Below are 16,513 nucleotides of genomic sequence, written 5' to 3'. Positions count from 1 at the left end.
GGATATTTAATTATGACCATCAAGCGCAACGGCAGCGCCGTCTGGAGCGGCGGTTTGAAAGACGGCAAGGGTGCGGTCTCGACCGGTAGCGGCGTACTGAAAGATTCTCAGTACGGCTTCAATACCCGCTTCGAGGACGGCCCCGGCACCAACCCGGAAGAACTGATCGGCGCCGCCCACGCCGGCTGCTTTACCATGGCCCTGTCCGGCCAGCTCGGCCAGGCCGGCATGACGGCGCAGGAACTACGCACCACGGCGACGGTCTCGCTGGACAAGGTCGAGGGCGGCTTTTCGATTACGGCCATCCACCTCGACCTGGTGGCAAAAATCCCCGGCGCCAGCCAGGAAGCTTTTGATAAGGCAGCCCAGACGGCCAAGGAAAACTGTCCCGTGTCGAAGCTGCTGAATGCCGAGATCACATTGAGTTCGCGCCTCGAGAACTAAAGCACAGGGACGTAGGGTGGGCCTCGGCGGCCCCGCGGCCTCCCGCCCACGCGTTCAACGCACGTCCGCAATCCCCGACCGCGCTTCAGCAAGAATCCCCACGTCCGCATAAAATCCCACCTTTCCGATTTATCCAGAAAGACACCACCCCATGCGCTTCCTGCACACCATGCTCCGCGTCGGCGACCTGCAACGTTCGATCGACTTCTACACCAATGTGCTCGGCATGAAACTGCTGCGCACCAGCGACAATCCCGAATACAAATACAAACTTGCCTTCCTCGGCTACGGCAGCAATCCCGAGCACGCCGAACTGGAGCTGACCTACAACTACGGCACGGACAGCTACGACATGGGCACGGCCTACGGCCACATCGCCATCTCGGCCGACGACATCTACGCCACCTGCGACGCCGTGCGCGCCGCCGGCGGCAACATCACGCGCGAGCCGGGACCGGTCAAGGGCGGCTCGACCGTGATTGCCTTCGTTACCGATCCGGACGGCTACAAGATCGAATTCATCCAGCGCCGGGATGACCAGGCTGCAGGCGGCCTGAACAACTAAGCGGCCGCCGGCGGCATCGGGTCGATGCTGCTACAATTCCCTCGCCTGATTCCAGGCAACAAATACGTCTTCGGGGCGGGGTGAAATTCCCCACCGGCGGTAGGACCGGCAACGGTCGAGCCCGCGAGCGCCTGCTTCGCTTGAAGCAGGGTCAGCAGATCTGGTGAGATGCCAGAGCCGACGGTCATAGTCCGGATGAAAGAAGATGTGCGTTATTGCGCGCTGCAACAAGTCCGCCTGCCGGCGTGCTTGTGGCAGCGCGTGCCTTCGCTTGCCCTGATGCGTTTTTCGCCAACTTACGCGAGGAGCGTTTCACATGTTAGTCAATACTTACACTCTCTACAGTCCTGACCTGGACGGCCGCATTGCAGCAGCACTGGCCGCAACCCGGGCGGGCATTCCCGTCATCCTGCTCGACGACTTCGACCGCGAGAACGAAGCCGATTTGATCGTGGCCGCCGAAAAACTGACGACCGAAACCATGGCCCTGATGATCCGCGAATGCAGCGGCATCGTCTGCCTGTGCCTGTCGGCCGACAAGGTGCGGGCACTGGAACTGCCGCCGATGGCGGCCGAGAACGGCAGCCGCTACGGTACGCCATTTACCGTCTCGATCGAGGCGCGCGACGGCGTCACCACCGGCGTTTCGGCGCAGGACCGGGTGACGACGATCCGCGCCGCGATCGCCTCCGATGCCCGGCCCGAGCACCTGGTGCGTCCGGGACACGTGTTTCCGCTGCGCGCCACGCCCGGCGGCGTGCTGGCCCGTGCCGGCCACACCGAGGGCTCCGTCGATCTGGCGACCATGGCGGGCCTGCAACCGGCCGCCGTCCTCTGCGAACTGATGAATCCGGACGGCACGATGATGCGCGGCGAAGCGATCGAACGCTTCGCCGAGGAGCGCGGCTTTCCGATCCTGACGATCGCCGAACTGATTGAGTGGCGTAAACGACAGGCATAAGGACGGAGGAACGGCGCCCAGGCGCTAATGCCGTTCAGTGAAGAAGGCCGCTTCGATTCACATCGGAGCGGCCTTTGTTCTTGAGGTCGACGCGCGGGCATGCCCGCCCTACCTTACACAGCGGTCTCGACCAACAATGACGACGGTGGCGCACCGTACGGGGTCATCGAGGCCAATGGCCTCGATGACGGGTTCACTGGGCATGCCCGCGCGTTATGCTGGCCCGGGGCAGCTCATCCGCGCTCAACTGAACGGCATTGCCGCGCGCCGCGCGTTTTTTCTGTAAGGAAGCATTTAGTCGTCATTGCACGCCGTCAACGATCCGTTTGACCGGCGCCAAGCAAACTCTTCAATTAGGGAACGAAGCCCCGACCCGCGTCCTAGACTGAGCCAACCAACTCATCCATGGAGGCCTGCCATGTCCGGTTCCCGTTCAGGAATTTCATCCAGTTCACCCCGCCTGGCCTCATCGGCGGCAGCCCTGGCGCTGGCGGCCCTGCTGGCCGCGTGCGGCGGTGGCGGCAGCTACCATCCGGTCGCGACGCCGCCTGCCGCGCCGCCGCCACTCGATGCCGGCCCGCTCTACGATTTCACCGCACTCGGCCTGCCAGGCATCAGCTACGGCGCAGTCGAGCGCCAGGGCATCGCGAACGGCGGACTGGTCGCCGGCACCTCCTCGGATGCGCTCGGCAACACGCGTGCGTTTTTCTTTAACGGCAAGACGAACATCGATCTCGGCAATTTCGGCGGCAACGGTGCGCACGCCTTCGCGATCAACCGCTGCGGCCAGGTGACCGGCTGGGGCCTGACCGACAGCGGCATTCCGCATGCCTTTTTCTACGACGGCCGCCTGCACGACCTCGGCACGCTGGGCGGCGCCGAGTCCTGGGGCAGCGCGGTCACCACCTGCGGCAAGGTAGCCGGCTGGGCCGTCAATTCCGCCGGCCTGCAGCGTGCCTACTATCACGACGGCAAGACAATGCGCGACCTCGGCACGTTCGGGGGCGTGAGCTCGGTGGCGAACGACGTCAATTCGGTCGGGCAAGTGGTCGGCTACGCGTTCGGCCCGGATGACGCCTGGCACCACGCCTTCCTCTACGACGCGCGCACCGGCGCGCCGATGCAGGACATCGGTGCGCCCGGGCTCGATTCGGAGGCGATCGACATCAACGACGCCGGCCAGATCGCGGGCACCACGCGCAGTGCCGAGGGCCTGATGCGCGCCTTCCGCTACGACGCCGGCGCCATGCACGACCTCGGCCTGTTCGCCGGCAGCCAGGGTTCCGAGGCACGCGCCATCAATGCCGCCGGCCAGGTCGTCGGCCATGTCTATTACGCCGACGGCCGCGAGGTCGCCTTCCTGCACGACGGCACGACCTTGCGCAATCTCGGCACCTTGAACGGCGGCCGTTTTTCCGACGTCAACGCGATCAATGCGGGCGGCCTCGCAGTCGGCTGGTCCACCGATGGGCCCGGCGGCGCCCAGCGCGCGACGGCCTGGGGACCATACGGCCTGGTCGACCTCAACGGGCGCGTAAAAGACCTGCCGGCAGGGATAGCGCTGGTGTCGGCGCTGGCGGTGGCGGACGACGGCGCGATTGTCGTGCGCACCCAGGGCGGACTGGGCCTGCTGCGGCCGCGCAAGTAGGCAGTCGCAACGCGATCGCAAGGCGCGATGTTGCAATGAAAACGGCGCCTCGATGCTGCAGGCGCCGTTTTTTATTTGCATCCCGAGTTCAGGATGCAAATTTCATGTGCACGTTTACTTCTGAAGCAGGTTATTCACCGGCACCAGGTCCGCTTCACGCAGCGAGCCCGAGGCGGCCTTCAGGCGCAGGCCGTTCAGGATCGTGTTGTAGCGGGCGCGCGCCAGGTCGGTGCGGGTCGAGTACAACTGGCGCTGGGCGTTCAGCACGTCGATGTTGATGCGCACGCCGACCTGGTAGCCCAGCTTGTTCGATTCGAGCGCCGACTGGCTCGACACTTCAGCCGCCTGCAGCGCCTTCACTTGCGCCAGGCCGCTGTTCACGCCGAGGAAAGCCTGGCGTGCCTGCAGGGCAGCGTTGCGGCGCGTCGCCTCGAGGTCATTTCTCGCCTTGTCTTCGAGCGCAATCGATTCGCGCACGCGGCTGGTGACGCCGAAGCCGCTGAAGATCGGTATCGTCCACTGCACGCCGATGGCGTTGTTGCGCGTGTCGCCCGAGCCCGCGCTGCGGCCGCTGACATTGGTGCGCGACGAGCTGGCGACCAAGTCCAGCGTCGGCAGGTGGCCGGCGCGGTTTTTCGAAATGTCGCGCTTGGCCGATTCGAGCGCCAGCTGGGACACCGTCACGCCATAGTTCTGGCTCTCGGCCGAGGACACCCACGGGTCGACCACGGCCGGCTGCGGCGGCGCCAGGTTGATGCCGGACTGCAGCGGCGCCAGCGCGGCCGGTTCGGCACCGATGATCGCCTGCAGGGCGCTGCGCTTGTTGTCCAGGTCATTGACCGCGGCAAACTCCTGTGCCACCACCAGGTCGTAGGCCGCTTGCGCCTCGTGGGTGTCGGTGATGGTCTGGGTGCCGACCTCGAAATTGCGCTTCGCAGAGGCCAGCTGCTCGGTGACGGCGCTCTTCTGGGCGCGGGTGGACTCCAGCGTGTCCTGGGCCGACAGCACGTCGAAATAGGCTTGCGCCACACGTGTGATCAGGTCTTGCTGGGCCTGCGCGAACTGGGCTTCGGAAATGGCTTGCGCCAGTTTGCTCTGTTCATAGGTCTGCCAGCGGTCCCAGCGGAACAGCGGCTGGCTCAGCGCGAGCGTGTACTGGTTGGAACGCAGGTTCGAACCGCCGTCGATGAAGGCGTCCTGGGTCGGAACGAATTGCGACTGATCGCTGTTGTTCTTGCCGTACGCCCCCGACAGGCCTATCGTCGGCAGCAACCCCGCCCGCCCCTGGGGAACGCGTTCCCGCCCGGCCGCGAGCGAGGCGCGCGCGCTGGCGAAGGTGGCGTCGTTGGCCAGGGCCTGCTGGTACACCTGGATCAGGTCGATCGCGTGCGCATTGAGCGACACGAAAGCGCTGGCCAGCAGCACGGCGATGAGGGGTTTCTGCATTGCGGTCTCCGTCGGAGTCATCAAAAGTGTGGAAAACAGGTCAATACTTCGGCATCGCCGGATCGACCTGCACGGCCCAGGCGTGTATTCCGCCCGTCAAATTCGTTACGTTCTCGAACCCGTTGCGTTCGAGGAAAGCAGCCACCTGCATGCTGCGCGCACCGTGGTGGCAGATACAGACGATGTCCCGGTCGTCCGGCAATTCGCCGGCGCGGATCGGGACCAGATGCATCGGGACCTGGGTCGAGCCTGCGATATGGCAGGTCTCGAATTCCCAGTTCTCGCGCACGTCGAGCAAGAGTGGTTGCGGCTGGCTTTCGTCAGCCAGGCGTTCGGCCAGCTCGGGCGCGGTCATGTGCTGCATCGCTCCAGCCTCAGAACGTGAAGTGCGACACGGCCGGCGCGCCGGACAGCATCTTGACATTGGTCTCGAACACGGTGACCGTGTCGTAGGCCGCGTCGGAAACGCGCGTCACCAGCACGCACTGCATGGCCGGCTTTTGGCCGACGATGGCGACGATGCGTCCGCCGACTTTCAGTTGCTTGAGGAAAGTGTCCGACAGGTTCTCGAGACCGCCCGACACCACGATCACGTCGTAGGGCGCATCCTTTTCCCAGCCGTTGGCGCCGTTACCCTCGACCACGCTCACGTTCGAGATGCCGGCGCGGGCAATGTTCTGTTCGGCCAGGGCCTTGATTTCCGGCGAGATCTCGACGGTGGTCACGTGGCGCGCTTTATGGGCCATCAGGGCGGCCATATAGCCCGAGCCCGCGCCGACTTCCAGCACGTTCTCGTGTTTCTTGATATTCAGTTCCTGCAGGACGCGCGCTTCGATTTTCGGATTGAGCATCGCTTCGCCGCCCGGCAGCGGGATTTCCACGTCGGCGAAGGCCAGGTTCTCGTAGGCCTGGGGCACGAACTGTTCACGCTTGACCACATGCAGCAGGTCGAGCACGTCCTGGTCCAGCACGTTCCAAGGGCGGATCTGCTGTTCGATCATGTTGAAGCGGGCTTGTTCGATATTCATCTTGGTTCTCGGCGGAAAAGAAATAATCCGATATTTTATCGTTGAACTGCCTTGGAGCGTGTGAAATAGGGGGAAACACGCATGCGCCATGCACGCGCCCTTCAGGGCGGGCCCTGAGGGCGTCGCAACATCTCGAAGGCAGCACGCTGACAGGGCGAGACGCATGCAACGCAGCCATGGAACTTATTTCACAGGCTCTCAGGAAGGACATCTTATCGGGATGGCATCCGGATCGCGCGAAATTGCGACAGTCTGCAGTTTGGAGGGGGTGAACGCCGGGAAACCGGCGCCATAGCGATGCCGGCCTTCACGGGCTGGCTTGCTCAGCCGTACCGGCGGGCGGCAGCAGGCCGTGCAGGGCCATGTCGAGGAAGGTGGCGAGGAAGGACTGGGGCTCGAGGTCGCCGCGCTCGCAGGGGCCGACCGAATGCTTCCAGGTGACGAGCATGAGCATCGGCGCGATCAGCACCTGGGTCATTTGCGTGATGTTTATCTGGCGGAATTCGCCGCGCTTGACGCCACGCTCGAGCATGCTGGAAATCATGCGCGTGCCGCGGTTGATGACTTCGTCCTGGTAGAACTTGGCCAGTTCTGGGAAATTGTCGGCCTCGGCGGTGACGAGCTTGACGATGCCCGACACCTTGTTGGCGCCGATCCGTTCCCACCAGTCCATCATCACATTGCGCAGCAAGTCGGCGCTATGCCCCTCGAATTCGGCGACCGAGGACTCGGCCTCGGCCACGACGGGCACGATGCTGGTACGCACGACCGCCTTGAACAGCTCTTCCTTGTTCTCGAAATACAGGTACAAGGTACCCTTCGAGACGCCGGCGCGGCGCGCGACGTCCTCCAACCGGGTCGAAGCGAAGCCGCGCTCGACGAACAAGTCGATCGCGGCCGCCAGCAGCTCTTGTGGACGAGCATCCTTGCGGCGCTCCCAGCGCGGCTTGGTGTCAATGGGGCATTCCATGCTTCTGTCCGACAACTTAGTATTAAGTCATCGAATATAGACCCGGGCTCGGGGGTAGTCAAGCAGGCTTCGTTTACGGCCGCGTCAGGTGTGCAATTATGTTTACGCCGCTCCGGTGCGCCGGGCGCTATACTGCGCAGTTCTTCCTTCCTGTCCGCCCGCTTCTTCCCGCTCAATGATTTGCCGCGACCATTGCGGTGCCTGCTGCACCGCTCCTTCGATTACCAGTCCGATTCCCGGTATGCCCAACGGCAAGCCGGCGGGTGTGCGCTGCGTGCAACTGGATGACGATAACCGCTGCCGCGTGTTCGGCAAGCCCGAGCGGCCTGCGTTTTGTGGCGGCTTGCAGCCGTCGATGGAGATGTGCGGGGACAGCCGGGAGCAGGCGATTGTCTGGCTCGATGAACTTGAACGGGCGACGGCGCCGGGGTAGAACCCGTTCAGGAATGTGGGGCTGTTGCCTGTGGCGCTATCGGTGTGTCGAATCCGCGTGGGCATGCCCACCCTACGAGCGTGTGAAAAAATCGCCATGGCTGCGTTGCATCGTCTCGCCCTACCCCCGTACTGTCTTCGACGATGCGTCGGGCGGCCGCATCCCTTGCCCTGACGATTTTTTCACACGCTCTACGGGAGACGCCGCAGGCAGGAAATGCACGAACTATCGAGGCCGCGGGCCGAACCCGCGGCGTATTCCGCAGGATGGGCACCCGTGCCCATGCGGATTCAAAACACCGCTAACAGGACAGGCAACAGCCCCAACTAGCCGTCAAGCACGGCGTTTGGTCTGCTGGACGTGCGCGAACAAGGCCCCCAACGTCATGCGCTCATCCCAGATATCGCCCAGCGCCACGCCATACCGGCTGCGCAATTCTTTCGCCAGGCGCTCGACTTCCTTCGACGCCGGAATCCACCTGGCCGAATGCAAGGCGCGATAGATGCCCAGCAATTGATCATCGGGACGGAATTTCTGGGTTTCGGTCGTGCGGAAGGAAAAGGCGTCGGCAAACAGGGAGAGGAATTCGCCGATCTGGCGCTTCGTTGCCGAAGGAAAGGCGCGGCGCCACAGACGGGCCTGGGAAGGGCGTGCACGGAAAGGATTGGGGATTTGTCCGATGGCAAGGGCGGACCATGCAACCGCCAGCAAGACCAGGATTGCAACAATACTCATCGTTGTGCGGCAGAGTGAATCATGAATTCAGTCTAGCACGTGATCCGGGCGCTGTGACAGACTGCGCGGCGATATCGTGCAGGCCGGCGCGGACGCAACAGAAACCCACAGGATGCGCAAGTCGGGGGCAAAACCGCCTTCCCACCACGGCCCGGCTCAGCGGCAATAGCGCCGCTCGTGGTAAGCTTCGACCCCGCGCAGTTTCTCCACCAGGCACTCCCCGCTACCTTACTAAATAAAGCAAATATGGATATTCTCCTCGCCATCAAGGCGATCATCATGGGCCTGGTCGAGGGCTTTACCGAGTTCCTGCCGATCTCCTCCACCGGCCACCTGATCCTGGCTGGCAGCCTGCTCGAATTCACGGGCGAAAAAGTGAAAGTGTTCGAGATCGCGATCCAGGCCGGCGCCATCCTGGCCGTGATGTGGGAGTACCGCGAGCGCATCGCACGCGTGCTCTCCGGCATGTTCAGCGAGCGGCGCCAGCAGAAGTTCGTCATCAACCTGATCGTCGCCTTCCTGCCGGCCGCCCTGCTCGGCCTGGTGTTCGCCAAGGCCATCAAGGCCGAGCTGTTCAAGCCGGTGCCCGTCGCGCTCGCCTTCATCATCGGCGGCCTGGTGATCCTGTGGGTCGAGCGCCGTCCGAAAAACAGCCAGGCTATCCGGAAGGGCCTGCCGCACGCTTCGCGCATCGAGACCGTCGACGACATGACGGTGCTTGACGCATTCAAAGTCGGCTGCGCCCAGGCCTTTGCCCTGATTCCCGGCACCAGCCGCTCGGGTGCGACCATCATCGGCGGCATGCTGTTCGGCCTGTCGCGCAAGGCCGCCACCGAATTCTCGTTCTTCCTCGCCATCCCGACCCTGCTGGCGGCGACCGTGTATTCGGTTTATAAAGAACGCGCCCTGCTGTCGATGGCCGATTTGCCGATGTTCGGCATCGGCGGCCTGGCCGCCTTCGTCTCGGCTTTCCTGTGCGTGCGCTGGCTCCTGCGCTACATCAGTTCGCACGACTTCACGATCTTCGCCTGGTACCGTATCGTGTTCGGTTTGATCGTCCTCGTCACCGCGCATTACGGGCTGGTGAACTGGGCGGAATGAGCCCGAAAGCAATCCCATGAACAGCGAACCCATCGTTCACGATCTGCAGCAAGATCTGCAGCACGACACTGAAGCGCGCGCGCTGCACCTGCTGCAGACCGTCTTCGGTTATCCCGCCTTCCGCGGGCAACAGGGCGACATCGTCAATCACGTCGCCAGCGGCGGCGATGCCCTGGTCCTGATGCCGACCGGCGGCGGCAAGTCGCTGTGCTACCAGATCCCCGCGCTGCTGCGCGACGGGGTCGGCGTCGTCGTTTCTCCGCTGATCGCGCTGATGCAGGACCAGGTCGATGCACTGGAAGAAGTCGGCGTGCGCGCCGCCTTCCTGAATTCGACGCAAACCTTCGAGGAAACCCTGCGCATCGAACGCCTGGTGCGCACCGGGGAAATCGACCTCGTGTATGTGGCGCCCGAGCGCCTGATGACGCAGCGCTGCCTCGACCTGTTCCACGATTCGCGCATCTCGCTGTTCGCGATCGACGAGGCGCACTGCGTCTCGCAATGGGGTCATGATTTCCGGCCGGAATACATCCGCCTGTCTATCCTGCACGAGCAATTTCCCGACGTGCCGCGCATCGCGCTCACGGCGACGGCCGACCAGCAGACCCGCGACGAAATCGCGCACCGCCTGCAGCTGGACGACGCCCGACAATTCGTCTCGTCCTTCGACCGTCCGAACATCCGTTATTCGATCGTCGAGAAGACCACCGGCCGCAAGCAGCTGCTCGATTTCATCAGCACCGAGCATCCGGGCGACTCGGGCATCGTCTACTGCCTGTCGCGCAAGAAAGTCGAAGAGACGGCCGAGTTCCTGAACGAAAACGGCATCCGTGCGATGGCCTATCACGCCGGCATGGAGTACACGAAGCGCGCCGAGAACCAGGCCAAGTTTTTGCGCGAAGAAAACATCGTGATGGTCGCAACGATCGCCTTCGGCATGGGCATCGACAAGCCGGACGTACGTTTCGTCTGCCACCTGGACCTGCCGAAGAGTATCGAAGGCTATTACCAGGAGACGGGCCGCGCCGGCCGCGACGGTATGCCGGCCAGCGCCTGGATGGCCTACGGTTTGCAGGACGTGGTGCTGCAGCGCAGGATGATCGACGAGTCCGAAGCCGACGAAACGTTCAAACGCGTGCTGGGGGTAAAGCTCGACGCCATGCTGGGCCTGTGCGAAACACTCAGTTGCCGGCGCATGCGCCTGCTCGACTATTTCGGCGAGCGCTCCGGTCCCTGCGGCAATTGCGATACCTGCCTGATTCCGCCCGTGTCGTTCGACGCGACCGTGCCGGTGCAGAAACTGCTATCGACCATCTACCGGGTCGACCAGCGCTTTGCCGCCGGCCACGTGATCGACGTGCTGCGCGGGGTGCAGACCGACCGCATCGGCCAGTGGCACCACGATTCGCTGTCGGTGTTTGGCATCGGCAACGATCGCAGCGAGCAGGAGTGGCGTGCCATCGTGCGCCAGACCATTGCGCTCGGCCTGATCACGGTCGACCACGAATCCTACAGCTCGCTGAAGCTGACCGACGCCGCGCGTCCCGTGCTGAAGGGCGGGCAGAAGGTGCAGCTGCGCCAGTACCAGAAGCCGGTCAAGCCGAAGCGCGCCTTCGCCACCTCCAAGGGCTACGAGGAAACGGAGCTGTCGAAATCCGAACAGGCCATCTTCGACAAGCTGCGCTGGTGGCGCGTCGAGACTGCGCGCGCGCATGGCGTGCCGGCCTATGTCGTGTTCCAGGACGCAACGCTGCGCGAGATCGCCAAGGTCAAGCCGACATCGCTCGATCAATTGCGCGGCGTGTCCGGCGTCGGCGAAAAGAAACTGGTTTCCTACGGCGACGAGATCGTCGGTATCATCAACGAGATGCTGTAGCCCTGCCTCGGCACGATTTTCCCTCCCATCATGCACATCGACTCTCCCTCGAGCGCCCCGGCTCCCTCCGGCGCGCCGGCCAATGCGGCCAGCCTGCAAACCTTCGTCTTCGCCCTGTTCTTCATTTTCGGCGGCATCACCAGCCTGAACGACGTCATCATCCCGAAACTGAAGGATTTGTTTACGCTGAGCTATGCGCAGGCGATGCTGGTGCAGTCGGCCTTTTTTGCCGCCTACTTCATCGTCTCGATTCCCGCTGCCGCCATCGTGCGCCGCATCGGCTACATGCGCACAGCCGTGGCCGGCCTGCTGACCATGACGGCCGGTTGCCTGCTGTTCATCCCCGCCTCCTCGTCCGGCGTGTTCGCGACCTTCCTCGTCGCCCTGTTCGTGCTGGCCTCCGGCATCACCATCGTGCAGGTGGTGGCCAATCCATTGATTTCCCTGCTGGGCGCGCCGACCACGGCGCACAGCCGCCTGACCTTTGCCCAGGCTTTTAACTCGCTGGGCACGACCGTGTTCCCGTATGTGGGTGCGATCCTGATCCTCGGTTCGCTTGCGACCATCGATCCAGGCACCTTGTCGGGTGTTGCGCTCGACGCCTACCGCGCCGCGGAGACGCGCGTCGTCGTCAAAACCTATATCTGTCTCGCCATTGCACTGGTGATCGTCGCGGCCATGGTCTGGCACAACCGCAAGAAGCTGGTCGAGACGCGCGCGCCGAAGGTCAGCGCGCTGGGCGCCTTCGAGCTGCTGGGACAAAAGCGCTTCGCGTTCGGCGCGGCCTGCATCTTTTTGTATGTGGGTGCGGAAGTGGCGGTCGGCTCGCTGATCGTCAATTACCTGATGGAAGCGAACGTGCTCGGGCTGAATGCGGAAAGCGCCGGCAAGCACGTGCCGCTGTACTGGGGCGGCGCGATGGTCGGCCGTTTCATCGGCGCCGCGCTGCTGCGCCTGTTCTCGCCCGGTAAGGTGCTGGCCTGTGCGGCCGGCATGACGATCACGCTGCTGCTGGTGTCGGCGAATACGACCGGGCTGGTGTCGGGCTGGGCGCTGCTGGCGGTGGGGCTGTTCAACTCGATCATGTTCCCGACCATTTTCTCGCTGGCTTGCGAAGGGCTGCGCGAACGGGCGGCCGAGGGGTCGGGACTCATCTGCATGGCGATCGTTGGCGGCGCGATCGTGCCGCTGATCACGGGAACGGCGGCCGATGCGGTCGGGCTGAAAATGGCGCTGGCGGTGCCGGCGGTGTGCTACGCCATCATCCTGTGCTTCGGCGTCTTTGCCCGCCGGCCACGGACGGCGTGATTCGTAGGGTGGGCGCCCCGTGCCCACGCGAAAATGTGCGTCATGTTGGCCTTGCCTTTATCGAAGCATACGCAAAAAAGAAACGCCTCCAAATGATCATTTGGAGGCGTTTTTTTATGCGTGCGATCGGGTAAGAACCGGGCCAACACCGATCAGCGTCCGCGTGGGCACGGCGTGCCCCCTATTTTTTCGTGAACACCAAATCCCACACCCCGTGCCCCAGTTTCAGGCCGCGGTTCTCGAACTTGGTCAACGGCCGATACGCCGGCTGCGGCGCGTAGCCTTCGGCGGTGTTCGCCAGCATCGGCTCGGCGCCCAGCACCTCCAGCATCTGCACCGCGTAGTCTTCCCAGTCCGTCGCCAGGTGGATATAGCCGCCAGTCGATAATTTCTCGCACAGCAGTTTTACGAATGCCGGCTGGATCAGGCGGCGCTTGTTGTGGCGCGCCTTGTGCCAGGGATCCGGGAAATAGATGTGCACGCCGGCCAGCGAGCCGTCGGCGATCATGTGGTTCAGCACTTCGAAGGCATCGTGCTGGATCAGGCGCAAATTCTGGATGCCCTGCTCGCCGATTTGTTTCAGCAGACTGCCCACACCCGGCGTGTGCACTTCGACGCCGATAAAATTTTTATCGGGCATCTGGCGCGCGATGTGGGCCGTGGTGTCGCCCATGCCGAAACCGATCTCGAGGATCGTCGGCGCCTGGCGCCCGAAGGCGGCGGCGTAGTCGAGCATCTCTTTCTTGTATTCGACCAGGAATTGCGGCCCGAATTCTTCGAGCGCGCGTGCCTGTCCCGTCGACAGCCGGCCGGCGCGGGTGACGAAACTGCGGATGCGGTGTTCAGTAGGGTCGTACAGCATCGTACGGGCCGGGCCGTTGTTGGGCGTGTCTTCGGACATGGGAAATGAGTGTGAGGAGAGAACGGCGGACATTATAGCCCAGGACCCAGGCGGCATTCCCTGTCAGGACAGCCTGTGGCGGCGCGGCATCCGCGTGTGATCAGAAAGGCAATCTGCGCCATAATCAGGTTTTTACCAGCGCACTCCCCGAGGCCAGCCGATGCATTCGACCAAACACCCGATCGCGATCGAAGACAACGTCGCCACTTTTCAATTGACCTCCTTCCACTACGGCACGCCCGGAACTGGCAAGAAGGTGTACATCCAGGCCTCGCTCCATGCGGACGAGGTGCCGGCGATGCTGGTGGCGCACTTCCTGCGCCAGGAACTGGACCGGCTCGATGCCGAGGGACGTATCCGCGGCGAAATCATCCTGGTGCCGGCCGCCAACCCGATCGGCCTGTCGCAGACGATCCACGGCACGCCCTTCGGCCGCTACGATCTGTCGACCGGCGTGAATTTCAATCGCGCCTATAAACATGTCGCGACCGACCTCAAGAAGTCGCTCGAAGGAAAGCTGGGCAAGGATGCCGAAGCGAACGTCGCCCTGATCCGCGAGCACGCCCGCCAATCGCTCGAAGAATGGACGCCGCCCACCAGCGGCGGCCTGCTGAAAAAAACCCTGCTGTCGATGGCAATCGACGCCGACATCATGCTCGACCTGCATTGCGATAATGAGTCCGTGCTGCACATGTATGCCGGCGAGCCGCTGGCCGAAGCGGTGCAGCCGCTGGCCGCCCTGATGGGTGCGCATGCGCTGCTGCTGGCGCGCGAATCCGGCGGCGAGCCTTTCGACGAAGCCTGCAGCCGCCTGTGGTGGGACCTGGCGGAACACTTCGGACCCGAGGTCGCGATTCCGCCGGCCGGCGTCGCCATCACGGTCGAGCTGCGCGGCGAGCGCGACGTGCGCTACGAACTGGCACAGCCGGACGCCCAGGCCCTGCTGCAATACCTGGCGCGCAACGGCGTGCTCGATCTGCCGATCACACCGTTGCCCGAACCCCTGTGCGCGCCGACGCCGCTGGAAGCCGTCGAGCCGCTGTTCGCGCCCCATTCCGGGGTCCTTGTATTCCTGAAAAAGCTCGGCGACCAGGTCGAGGCCGAGGAAGCCGTGGCCGAGATCGTCAACCCGGTGACCGGCCAGGTAACGGCGGTCCGCCCCAAGCACGCCGGCGTTTTTTTCGCGAGCACGGCGCATCGCCACCTGCTGCGTGGCATGCACGTTTGCAAGATCGCGGGGGCCAGCGCTTTCCGCAAAGGCGACCTGCTGGGTTCCTGACCGGGTCCCGTTCACTTTTTGGCTTCCAGCGCTGCCAGCCGGGCTTCCGTCTCCCGGATGGCAAGCTCGGCTTGCCGCTGTTCGCGCGCGTCTTTCCTGAGCATGTAGTACACGTTCAGGCAACACGTCATGAGGCCGGTGATGATGCCCAAGGCAACACCAACCCGCTCGAGCGTCATCGCCGTGCCGATCGATGCCAGCGCGCCGGCAATGCCCGAGATTTCCACCATTTTCCATTTCATCGCTTGTCTCCTTGTTCGCCGTGACCTTGAGATAACGCAAGGCGTATAGGAATACTATACTTTTTAGTTTAGAATTTCTATACTTGTTCGTGCGACCTTGCTATACAATTTCACGATGGAACTTAAAACGATGATTGCCAACTGGATCAAGGAGGCTCGGCGCGATGCTGGCCTCTCGGGCGAAGCCCTGGGGACGAAACTGGCGTTCGAGCTCGGGACGGCGCGCGGCCATACCAAGGCGAATATTTCGCACTGGGAGACCGAGAAGCACGGTCCGAGCCTGCAGCAATTGCTCGCGATCGCCAAGATCACCGGCAAAAGCCTGCCGGCCGCCATCATCGACGGCTTGCGGGGCACAGATCCCACCCAGCTCTTGCCCGGCGCCATGCGGGTGGTCGTGCCCGAGGCCAACGACGACAGCTTTGTCCAGGTGCCGATGGTCAAGCTGCGCCTGTCCGCGGGTGTCACCGGTTTCCAGACCGAGCCGGAGCAGCACGACGGCGGCACGGTCGGCATGCGCCGCGACTGGGTCGAGCGCAAGGGACTGAACCCGGCCAAGCTGATTGCGATTCTCGTCAAGGGAGAAAGCATGGAGCCGACGCTGTACGAGGACGATATCGTCGTCATCAATACCGCCGACAGGAAGCCTGCGGTCGGTGAAGTGTTTGCCGTGAATTTCAATGGCGAGCCGGTCGTCAAGCGCATGCAGAAAGACGGTGGCCGCTGGTGGCTGGCATCGGACAACCCGGATCAACGGACCTATTACCGCCGCGCCTGCGAAGGCGACAGCTGCCTGATCATCGGGCGCGTGGTGCGCAAGGAAAGTGACCGGATCTGATGCGAATACACGTCACGCAGTTCGCGCCGCATGGATCGCCGATTGTCGTGGCGATTGTCGCCTCGCGGTTCACGATGAAGGGTGCCGCGGAGCCTGTCTTAAAAAAGGTCGCGGAGCATTTCCCTGCGCAACCGATCATGCTGGTATCGCTCGAGGCTAACGGCTTTCGGGCCTACGCGCCATTCCAGACCGGGGAATTGCTGGCATTGCTGCAGTTGGAGACGCTGCGGTTCCACGAGCTCGATATCGCCGTGCCGCCGAAAAACGACGCGCCACTGCCGTTTTAGTCTGGGATCGAAGGCTGTGTGTGGGAGTGGCGAGCATGGTGTCGCCGTAAGACTGGAGCGGGTGAAGGGAATCGCCCCCTCATCGTAAACTTGGGAAGCTAGTAATAGGAGGAACCCGTTGCCCATGCGGCTTGCAGAAGAACTACGCTTCACCAAACTATCAACTTGAATGACCTAGCCGCTAGTATCCATGCGGGTCAGTTTGGTTTTCAAAGATCTGCGCCCACGAGATACCGGCACTTGCTGACGCGCTCCGATGTCAGTAGTTCGCCCTGCGCTTCGTTGCCTCCGTCCTTTCCCGAGTATTGAACAGGTTGCCGTCAGGAAATGCAGCCCTGTCGTCGTTTGAATCCGGCGCCGTCTCGCCATGCTACTTCCTCGACAGATCACGCCGGAATCGAGGCTGTGCCAATTTTGTATACAAAAAGACACACAAAACATTGGATATTAC

General features: G+C 63.2%; 18 protein-coding genes and 1 riboswitch. Of the genes, 11 read left to right on the top strand and 7 right to left on the bottom strand.

The window, feature by feature from the left end:
• The first annotated feature begins 12 nt into the window (after positions 1 to 12).
• The 4 genes from AC1MEM_RS05585 (at position 13) to AC1MEM_RS05570 (ending at position 3,618) form a co-directional block, all read left to right on the top strand.
• Positions 13 to 444 (top strand): OsmC family protein, encoded by a 432-nt coding sequence (locus tag AC1MEM_RS05585; protein ID WP_499475871.1) that lies wholly within the window; start codon positions 13 to 15, stop codon positions 442 to 444.
• Between the two features lie 151 nt (positions 445 to 595).
• The gene (gene gloA, locus AC1MEM_RS05580) at positions 596 to 1,009 is read left to right on the top strand and encodes a lactoylglutathione lyase (protein ID WP_499475870.1); all 414 of its coding nucleotides are present in this window, start codon (positions 596 to 598) and stop codon (positions 1,007 to 1,009) included.
• A gap of 62 nt (positions 1,010 to 1,071) precedes the next feature.
• A riboswitch (FMN riboswitch) is annotated at positions 1,072 to 1,220 on the top strand.
• Positions 1,221 to 1,325: 105 nt separating this feature from the next.
• Positions 1,326 to 1,970, top strand: a complete 645-nt coding sequence (gene ribB / locus AC1MEM_RS05575) for a 3,4-dihydroxy-2-butanone-4-phosphate synthase (protein WP_499475868.1) — start codon at positions 1,326 to 1,328, stop codon at positions 1,968 to 1,970.
• Positions 1,971 to 2,388: 418 nt separating this feature from the next.
• Complete coding sequence (locus AC1MEM_RS05570; protein WP_499475866.1) at positions 2,389 to 3,618, top strand: hypothetical protein; 1,230 nt, start codon at positions 2,389 to 2,391, stop codon at positions 3,616 to 3,618.
• Positions 3,619 to 3,732: 114 nt separating this feature from the next.
• Here the strand turns inward: AC1MEM_RS05570 and AC1MEM_RS05565 are convergent, their stop codons facing one another.
• The 4 genes from AC1MEM_RS05565 to AC1MEM_RS05550 form a co-directional block, all read right to left on the bottom strand.
• The gene (locus tag AC1MEM_RS05565) at positions 3,733 to 5,064 is read right to left on the bottom strand and encodes a TolC family outer membrane protein (protein WP_499475864.1); all 1,332 of its coding nucleotides are present in this window, start codon (positions 5,062 to 5,064) and stop codon (positions 3,733 to 3,735) included.
• A 40-nt stretch (positions 5,065 to 5,104) separates the two neighbouring features.
• Positions 5,105 to 5,428: a rhodanese-like domain-containing protein gene (locus AC1MEM_RS05560; RefSeq protein WP_499475862.1), complete on the bottom strand. Its 324-nt coding sequence runs from the start codon at positions 5,426 to 5,428 to the stop codon at positions 5,105 to 5,107.
• A 10-nt stretch (positions 5,429 to 5,438) separates the two neighbouring features.
• Positions 5,439 to 6,092, bottom strand: a complete 654-nt coding sequence (locus tag AC1MEM_RS05555; RefSeq protein WP_499475860.1) for a protein-L-isoaspartate O-methyltransferase family protein — start codon at positions 6,090 to 6,092, stop codon at positions 5,439 to 5,441.
• 307 nt (positions 6,093 to 6,399) lie between these two features.
• A complete protein-coding gene (locus AC1MEM_RS05550) occupies positions 6,400 to 7,062 on the bottom strand; it encodes a TetR/AcrR family transcriptional regulator (protein ID WP_499475858.1) in 663 nt (220 codons plus the stop codon).
• 175 nt (positions 7,063 to 7,237) lie between these two features.
• On the opposite strand from AC1MEM_RS05550, the gene AC1MEM_RS05545 reads away from it, so the two are divergent.
• The gene (locus AC1MEM_RS05545; RefSeq protein ID WP_499475856.1) at positions 7,238 to 7,495 is read left to right on the top strand and encodes a YkgJ family cysteine cluster protein; all 258 of its coding nucleotides are present in this window, start codon (positions 7,238 to 7,240) and stop codon (positions 7,493 to 7,495) included.
• A 333-nt stretch (positions 7,496 to 7,828) separates the two neighbouring features.
• Here the strand turns inward: AC1MEM_RS05545 and AC1MEM_RS05540 are convergent, their stop codons facing one another.
• Entirely contained in the window at positions 7,829 to 8,230 is a 402-nt protein-coding gene (locus AC1MEM_RS05540) for a hypothetical protein (RefSeq protein ID WP_499475854.1), read from the bottom strand.
• A 246-nt stretch (positions 8,231 to 8,476) separates the two neighbouring features.
• Here AC1MEM_RS05540 and AC1MEM_RS05535 point away from each other — a divergent pair, with 246 nt between their 5' ends.
• The 3 genes from AC1MEM_RS05535 to AC1MEM_RS05525 are packed head-to-tail and all read left to right on the top strand — an operon-like array spanning position 8,477 to position 12,515.
• A complete protein-coding gene (locus AC1MEM_RS05535; protein WP_499475852.1) occupies positions 8,477 to 9,331 on the top strand; it encodes an undecaprenyl-diphosphate phosphatase in 855 nt (284 codons plus the stop codon).
• 16 nt (positions 9,332 to 9,347) lie between these two features.
• The gene (gene recQ / locus AC1MEM_RS05530) at positions 9,348 to 11,207 is read left to right on the top strand and encodes a DNA helicase RecQ (RefSeq protein WP_499475850.1); all 1,860 of its coding nucleotides are present in this window, start codon (positions 9,348 to 9,350) and stop codon (positions 11,205 to 11,207) included.
• Positions 11,208 to 11,237: 30 nt separating this feature from the next.
• Positions 11,238 to 12,515 carry a sugar MFS transporter gene (locus AC1MEM_RS05525; protein WP_499475848.1) on the top strand — a complete coding sequence of 426 codons (1,278 nt, stop codon included), beginning with the start codon at positions 11,238 to 11,240 and terminating at the stop codon, positions 12,513 to 12,515.
• Between the two features lie 181 nt (positions 12,516 to 12,696).
• On the opposite strand, the gene trmB is transcribed toward AC1MEM_RS05525, so the two are convergent.
• On the bottom strand, positions 12,697 to 13,377 hold the full coding sequence (gene trmB, locus AC1MEM_RS05520; protein WP_499477573.1) for a tRNA (guanosine(46)-N7)-methyltransferase TrmB: 681 nt from the start codon (positions 13,375 to 13,377) through the stop codon (positions 12,697 to 12,699).
• A 199-nt stretch (positions 13,378 to 13,576) separates the two neighbouring features.
• Here trmB and AC1MEM_RS05515 point away from each other — a divergent pair, with 199 nt between their 5' ends.
• Positions 13,577 to 14,695 carry a deacylase gene (locus AC1MEM_RS05515; protein ID WP_499475846.1) on the top strand — a complete coding sequence of 373 codons (1,119 nt, stop codon included), beginning with the start codon at positions 13,577 to 13,579 and terminating at the stop codon, positions 14,693 to 14,695.
• A gap of 11 nt (positions 14,696 to 14,706) precedes the next feature.
• On the opposite strand, the gene AC1MEM_RS05510 is transcribed toward AC1MEM_RS05515, so the two are convergent.
• On the bottom strand, positions 14,707 to 14,937 hold the full coding sequence (locus tag AC1MEM_RS05510) for a hypothetical protein (RefSeq protein WP_499475844.1): 231 nt from the start codon (positions 14,935 to 14,937) through the stop codon (positions 14,707 to 14,709).
• A gap of 115 nt (positions 14,938 to 15,052) precedes the next feature.
• Here AC1MEM_RS05510 and AC1MEM_RS05505 point away from each other — a divergent pair, with 115 nt between their 5' ends.
• The gene (locus AC1MEM_RS05505; RefSeq protein WP_499475843.1) at positions 15,053 to 15,775 is read left to right on the top strand and encodes a S24 family peptidase; all 723 of its coding nucleotides are present in this window, start codon (positions 15,053 to 15,055) and stop codon (positions 15,773 to 15,775) included.
• Entirely contained in the window at positions 15,775 to 16,062 is a 288-nt protein-coding gene (locus AC1MEM_RS05500; protein WP_499475842.1) for a hypothetical protein, read from the top strand. The genes AC1MEM_RS05505 and AC1MEM_RS05500 overlap by 1 nt, the downstream gene beginning before the upstream one ends.
• The last annotated feature ends 451 nt before the right edge of the window (positions 16,063 to 16,513 follow it).

The organism is Telluria sp. AIW5, assembly GCF_056680575.1.
Note: the sequence above shows the minus strand (reverse complement) of the source record. Positions and strands in the feature narration are given on the sequence as shown.

Excerpts from the sequence above, each read along its gene's own strand:
- AC1MEM_RS05585 (WP_499475871.1), top strand. The coding sequence starts at position 13 with ATGACCATCAAGCGCAACGGCAGCGCCGTCTGGAGCGGCGGTTTGAAA.
- gloA (WP_499475870.1), top strand. The coding sequence starts at position 596 with ATGCGCTTCCTGCACACCATGCTCCGCGTCGGCGACCTGCAACGTTCG.
- ribB (WP_499475868.1), top strand. The coding sequence starts at position 1,326 with ATGTTAGTCAATACTTACACTCTCTACAGTCCTGACCTGGACGGCCGC.
- AC1MEM_RS05570 (WP_499475866.1), top strand. The coding sequence starts at position 2,389 with ATGTCCGGTTCCCGTTCAGGAATTTCATCCAGTTCACCCCGCCTGGCC.
- AC1MEM_RS05565 (WP_499475864.1), bottom strand. The coding sequence starts at position 5,064 with ATGCAGAAACCCCTCATCGCCGTGCTGCTGGCCAGCGCTTTCGTGTCG.
- AC1MEM_RS05560 (WP_499475862.1), bottom strand. The coding sequence starts at position 5,428 with ATGCAGCACATGACCGCGCCCGAGCTGGCCGAACGCCTGGCTGACGAA.
- AC1MEM_RS05555 (WP_499475860.1), bottom strand. The coding sequence starts at position 6,092 with ATGAATATCGAACAAGCCCGCTTCAACATGATCGAACAGCAGATCCGC.
- AC1MEM_RS05550 (WP_499475858.1), bottom strand. The coding sequence starts at position 7,062 with ATGGAATGCCCCATTGACACCAAGCCGCGCTGGGAGCGCCGCAAGGAT.
- AC1MEM_RS05545 (WP_499475856.1), top strand. The coding sequence starts at position 7,238 with ATGATTTGCCGCGACCATTGCGGTGCCTGCTGCACCGCTCCTTCGATT.
- AC1MEM_RS05540 (WP_499475854.1), bottom strand. The coding sequence starts at position 8,230 with ATGAGTATTGTTGCAATCCTGGTCTTGCTGGCGGTTGCATGGTCCGCC.
- AC1MEM_RS05535 (WP_499475852.1), top strand. The coding sequence starts at position 8,477 with ATGGATATTCTCCTCGCCATCAAGGCGATCATCATGGGCCTGGTCGAG.
- recQ (WP_499475850.1), top strand. The coding sequence starts at position 9,348 with ATGAACAGCGAACCCATCGTTCACGATCTGCAGCAAGATCTGCAGCAC.
- AC1MEM_RS05525 (WP_499475848.1), top strand. The coding sequence starts at position 11,238 with ATGCACATCGACTCTCCCTCGAGCGCCCCGGCTCCCTCCGGCGCGCCG.
- trmB (WP_499477573.1), bottom strand. The coding sequence starts at position 13,377 with ATGCTGTACGACCCTACTGAACACCGCATCCGCAGTTTCGTCACCCGC.
- AC1MEM_RS05515 (WP_499475846.1), top strand. The coding sequence starts at position 13,577 with ATGCATTCGACCAAACACCCGATCGCGATCGAAGACAACGTCGCCACT.
- AC1MEM_RS05510 (WP_499475844.1), bottom strand. The coding sequence starts at position 14,937 with ATGAAATGGAAAATGGTGGAAATCTCGGGCATTGCCGGCGCGCTGGCA.
- AC1MEM_RS05505 (WP_499475843.1), top strand. The coding sequence starts at position 15,053 with ATGGAACTTAAAACGATGATTGCCAACTGGATCAAGGAGGCTCGGCGC.
- AC1MEM_RS05500 (WP_499475842.1), top strand. The coding sequence starts at position 15,775 with ATGCGAATACACGTCACGCAGTTCGCGCCGCATGGATCGCCGATTGTC.